This is a genomic window from Mesorhizobium sp. M2A.F.Ca.ET.067.02.1.1, assembly GCF_004023285.1.
Taxonomy (GTDB): domain Bacteria; phylum Pseudomonadota; class Alphaproteobacteria; order Rhizobiales; family Rhizobiaceae; genus Mesorhizobium.
The window spans coordinates 1-4,552 of the sequence record NZ_RZSB01000494.1 but is presented as its reverse complement, the minus strand read 5'-3'; the positions used below and the strand labels follow the sequence as shown (position 1 = coordinate 4,552).

At 62.4% G+C, this 4,552-nt stretch carries 5 protein-coding genes and 1 pseudogene; 5 read left to right on the top strand and 1 reads right to left on the bottom strand.

Annotation, left to right across the window (positions count from 1 at the left end):
• Together EOA28_RS25945 and EOA28_RS25940 are read left to right on the top strand one after the other, a co-directional pair.
• On the top strand, nt 1-221 hold a 221-nt coding region (locus EOA28_RS25945), incomplete at its 5' end, for a DUF1403 family protein (RefSeq protein ID WP_128315428.1).
• A 2-nt stretch (nt 222-223) separates the two neighbouring features.
• Nucleotides 224-943, top strand: coding sequence for an SMC-Scp complex subunit ScpB (locus EOA28_RS25940; protein ID WP_128315427.1), 720 nt, complete (start codon nt 224-226; stop codon nt 941-943).
• Nucleotides 944-981: 38 nt separating this feature from the next.
• On the opposite strand, the gene EOA28_RS25935 is transcribed toward EOA28_RS25940, so the two are convergent.
• Nucleotides 982-1,308 carry an RES family NAD+ phosphorylase gene (locus tag EOA28_RS25935; protein WP_245501595.1) on the bottom strand — a complete coding sequence of 109 codons (327 nt, stop codon included), beginning with the start codon at nt 1,306-1,308 and terminating at the stop codon, nt 982-984.
• Nucleotides 1,309-1,744: 436 nt separating this feature from the next.
• Here EOA28_RS25935 and EOA28_RS25925 point away from each other — a divergent pair.
• From EOA28_RS25925 to EOA28_RS25915, 3 genes and pseudogenes are all read left to right on the top strand, one after another.
• Nucleotides 1,745-2,886 (top strand): annotated as a pseudogene (locus EOA28_RS25925) (IS110 family transposase).
• Between the two features lie 479 nt (nt 2,887-3,365).
• The gene (locus tag EOA28_RS25920; protein WP_189342190.1) at nt 3,366-3,767 is read left to right on the top strand and encodes a recombinase family protein; all 402 of its coding nucleotides are present in this window, start codon (nt 3,366-3,368) and stop codon (nt 3,765-3,767) included.
• Nucleotides 3,768-3,808: 41 nt separating this feature from the next.
• On the top strand, nt 3,809-4,450 hold the full coding sequence (locus EOA28_RS25915) for a hypothetical protein (protein WP_128315424.1): 642 nt from the start codon (nt 3,809-3,811) through the stop codon (nt 4,448-4,450).
• Nucleotides 4,451-4,552 lie beyond the last annotated feature (102 nt).

The following is a 4,552-nucleotide window of genomic DNA, read 5'->3' as shown; positions in this document are numbered from 1 at the left end:
CGCGCCGCGGCGAAAAGCTCTTGGCGGTGGCGCCAAAACTGCGCGCCAAGGGCGCTGGCGACGTGATCTTTTTGCTCCTGAATGAAGACGCTGTCGCCGGATCGCTCACGACCAAAAACCTGTCGCGCTTTGCGGCGCGGCGCCTGTTCGAGCGCCTCCAACAACTGGATGTCGTGCGCGAGCTGTCGGGCCGCGCCAGCTTCCGGCTGTTTGGGCTCTAGCGATGAGCCAGGCCTCCGTCCGCCGCAAGCCAGATGATCAGCCGGCGTTGCTCGACACCGAGCTCGAGCACCTGCCGCCGGAACTGCGCTGGCGCGAGTGGATGGGCCGCGTCGAAGCGGTGATCTTCGCCGCCAGCGAGCCTGTGCCGCGCGAGGTGCTGGCGCGGGTTGTGGGAAAAAACTGCAATCTCGAGCTGGTCATCGACGACATCCGCGCCGAGCTTGCCGGCCGCCCCTACGAGCTGGTCGCGGTCGCCGGCGGCTGGCAACACCGGACCAAGAAGGTTTTTGGCGACGCGATCCACGCCGCCTTCGGCACGCCGGCGGGGCAGGGGACAAAAGACCTGTCGCAGTCGGAGGCGCTTGTGCTGATGTGCATCGCCTACTTCCAGCCGATCACTCGGGGCGAGCTGTCATCCTTCTTCGGCAAGGAGGTGTCGCGTGATCTGATCGGCGTGCTGCGCGCGCAGGATCTAATCGCCTCGGGGCCGCGCAGCCCGCAGCCAGGCGCGCCCTACACCTGTGTGACGACCAAAAACTTTCTGTCGCAGTTCGGGCACGACACGCTGCGACAGCTGCCGGATTTCGAGGCGCTCGAGGACGCCGGGCTGTTGTCGAAGGAGAAGCTGCTGGCCGGCGATATCCCGACTGGGCTGACCGGGGCGGGCGACGGGGAAGAGGGCGAGCCAACGAGAGGCGTCGTTGAGGATGAGGCGCTCTGAACTGATCGAAAAACAGGTTGCTTACGACAGCTAGCAACTCAGGGCCAAGATGACTGGTCGTGCGGCAGCCGGTCATCGGGATCGTGAACCGCGACATGGTCGCCGTCGACAAGATTGGCCGGAAAGATCACCAGATTGGTGCCACCGGCGTGGCGCAGCGAAGGAAACAGGATACCGCGAAGCCCGGCCGTGATGATCAAATCCGCGAGCTTCCACGATGGCGGGATTTTCTTGTCGATGCGAGCGATCTGGCGCCAGGCACAATCCCATTCCTTCCAGGCGCCGTCCGAGATGTCCTGGTCGAATCCCTGCGAAGCCGTGAAGCCATCAGCGGCGACGTGCAGCTGGCCCGCCGGTTGGAGCAATTCACCCGCAGCCGCTGGGCTGCAAACGAACATTCGAGAATCTGATGGTCTCGCTCCCGCGTTGCATATTTCTTCCTATTCGCCGATGGTGTGATCGAGCAATTGATCAAGTCGGTTGCACGTTGAAGAATGGCCTTAGTCTGAGCAAGGTTTGCTGCAACGGCCATGACATACCCCATAACGCCAGCCCGCAGTGTATGAATGCCTTCTGCGCAAATTCCAGTCGTTTCCGATCACAAGCTTGATGTGCTCATGCTCTATGGCTCGACGGACCGCCTCTGTCGTTGTGGCGCTCCCATGAAGAACTTGGCCCATAGCGCACCCTTTGATTCGGACGACAATGATGCCCCATCAAAGATCCCATGACCGGTGGTGGATAGCGACCTGCGCTCTGGCAGAGTGGGGTTGCTGACCAACAACTCTGTGGAGGCCAATCATGCGGGTTGTAGCCGATGGATTTGCGGCGCCTGCCGCTATCCGCACCGATCTTGGCGCGATCTTCGTTTCTTTGGAACTCAGTAAATCGACCTGGTTGATCACTTCGCTGTCGCCGGGCAGTGGGGAGAAGATGTCGAAACATGCGCTACGCGGCGGCGATATCACAGGACTGCTGGCACGCTTTGCCCGGCTTCAGGACAAGGCACAGGCGCGCGCCTGCCGGCACTTTGCGCTTGTGGTCATTCAGGAGGCGGGTCTCGACGGCTTCTGGATCCATCGAATCCTGGAGGCCGAGGGGATCGAAAGCCATGTCGTCGACGCCGCCTCGATTGCCACGTCGCGCCGGCGGCGTCGTGCCAAGACCGACAAGCTCGATGGTGAGGCGTTGGTGCGTGCGCTGCTCGCCTACAAACGAGGCGAGCCGCGCGTGTGCGCGATGGTTAGGGTACCGAACGTCAAGGAGGAGGACCATCGGCACATCGGCCGTGAACGCAAGGCTCTGGTTGGTGAGCGGACCTGCCATGTCAACCGGATCAAGGGCCCGCTGTTTGCTCAGGGCCCGCTGCGACGTGACCGGCGACATCGGCTTGAGGAATTGAGGATCGGCGACGGCCGCGCACTGCCAGAACATCTGAAGGGGCAAATCCGTCGCGAGCTCGACCGACTCGAACTGGTGATAGTCCAGATCAAAGAGGTGCAGGCCGAGCGCGACGCTCTGCTGGCAATCGAAGTCGCCAAAACTCCAGCAGATTGCTCGATCTCAAGGGCATCGGCCCCGAATGTGCCGCCATCCTCTACGCGGAAGGGCTGTTCCGGCACTTCGATAATCGTCGGCAAGGTCGCCGCCTATGCGGGCTCGCGCCGACGCCTTGGCAGAGCGGATCGGTCCAGCACGAGCAAGGCGTCTCGAAGGCCGGCAGCCCCCGGCTGCGAACCACGATGATCGAGTTGGCCTGGCTGTGGCTGCGCAATCAACCGAGTTCAGCGCTTACCCGCTGGATCCACGAACACGTGATGCACAATCAGGGGCGCCTCAAAAAGACAACCATCGTCGCCCTTGCAAGGAAGCTGCTCGTGGCGCTGTGGAAATACGTGACCGCGGGCGTCGTCATCGAAGGTGCCGTCATGAAGGCTGTCTGACGAGATCGCACCGATGCACTCATCCCTCGAGGCCTGATCAGCCTCGGCGGATCCAGGAGGCGAACCGAGATCCCAGCTGGCTGAAATGCCGTATCAAAGACGGGTCTCGCCTTCTGGACCCCTGCCGCCGCAAGCGGGATATTGGTGCAGCCGTCTCAAGCGGCGACCGTATGTGAGTTTGACTAGGCTCGATTGACCGAGCCGTGTCACGCAATCGGGCCCAGCTCTGGATTCCGCCGCCAATTGGGAGCAACACGATGCCGCCCTAACACACCTCTTGACCTCAGCATCGTCATCTGAGCCTGGGATCAAACATCTAGATCGGCAAAGTATGAATACAGCAGCTCGTCTTTCGAGCGCCTCCATACCCGCGACCGTAGAACTCAGCTCTCCACATATTGGCCAATGCCCGCGAGGAGCGCGAGCGCAGCCGACAGCACGGTTTAAGGCCGGCCGCGTGTCGGCGACGAGACGATTAGTTGGATCAACCAGCGTCAAACGGCGCTGGGCGAGGTCAGCGCTCGCTCGATCGCGCGACAGCGCAGCCAATCCGCTTCTTCGTGCCGGGCTTGGATCTCCTTGCGGACTTCGAGCGCCAGTTCGACGGCCGCCGGCGTCATCTGGTCGGTAATCAGCCTGCCGATGGCTTCATCGACAGGAGGTCCGGCGATCTGCTGGCACGAGGGTTCGCCACGATAGGTATGGCGCGATCACAGATGTGGGGCGCGCCGCGCTACCCCGCCGTCCGTCGGCTGCTGACCAATCCGATCTATGCTGGTGCCTATGTCTTTGGGCGCACCGCCACGCGCGCGCGCGTCGAAGGCGGTCGCGAAGTCGTCACCCCGGTGTGGCGCGCCGACGTGAGGGCTGGGCGGTTCTGATCCGCGATCAGGCGGTCGCGCGGCTCGAAGATCAGAGGAGCTTGCACAACGAGCAGCCGAGCGCCGTTAGCGACGACGAGCGTACGACGCTTTATGTGCTCGCCGACGACGTGCCTGACTGTGAAATCATCCCGCCGCTTCGGTCGAGACGCGCACCGGATGTGCGCACCGCGCTGAAGGAGATCATTGTCACGGCCGAACCGGTCGGCTCCACCTCGTGCTACACAGGCAGGGGCGGCGATCACACGCGGCTCGCAGTGGTGAAGAACCGGTCTGGCCAAAACCGCTATAAGACACGTGGCGACGGAACACTGATGCGCGAACTCGCCACAACTTTTGCCCGATCACAGCATCGCCCCGTCCTCAACCGGCTCGGCATACGCTCGGCCAGGGGACAGACCTGGACGCAACTGCGCGTGCGCAATTTCCGCGGCGCGCATCAAATCCCGGTCTACCGGAAGGGCGAACGTGCGGAGCGCCAGCTGATCCTGAGTGAAGCTGTAAGCCGTCTCGGCGTCAGCAACATGACCGTTATTCGACTGATCCGAGGGGCTGTTACCGGCAAGGCAGGCTTGCATCGGCGCCCCCTATGTCAACGGCATCAACATTCTGTCAGCTTCGTCGGCTCCTCGACACCGGCTTGTTTGCTTAATTGCTTATTTTGCCTCAGGCCAAGCGGCTGAAAACACTCACAAGAACTGTTTCTGCGCCTCATTCGGCCGAATTGGCATGGGTTTTGATACTCTCACTGCGAGGGGCAGGAGGTGCCGACCGGCGCGCCGCCG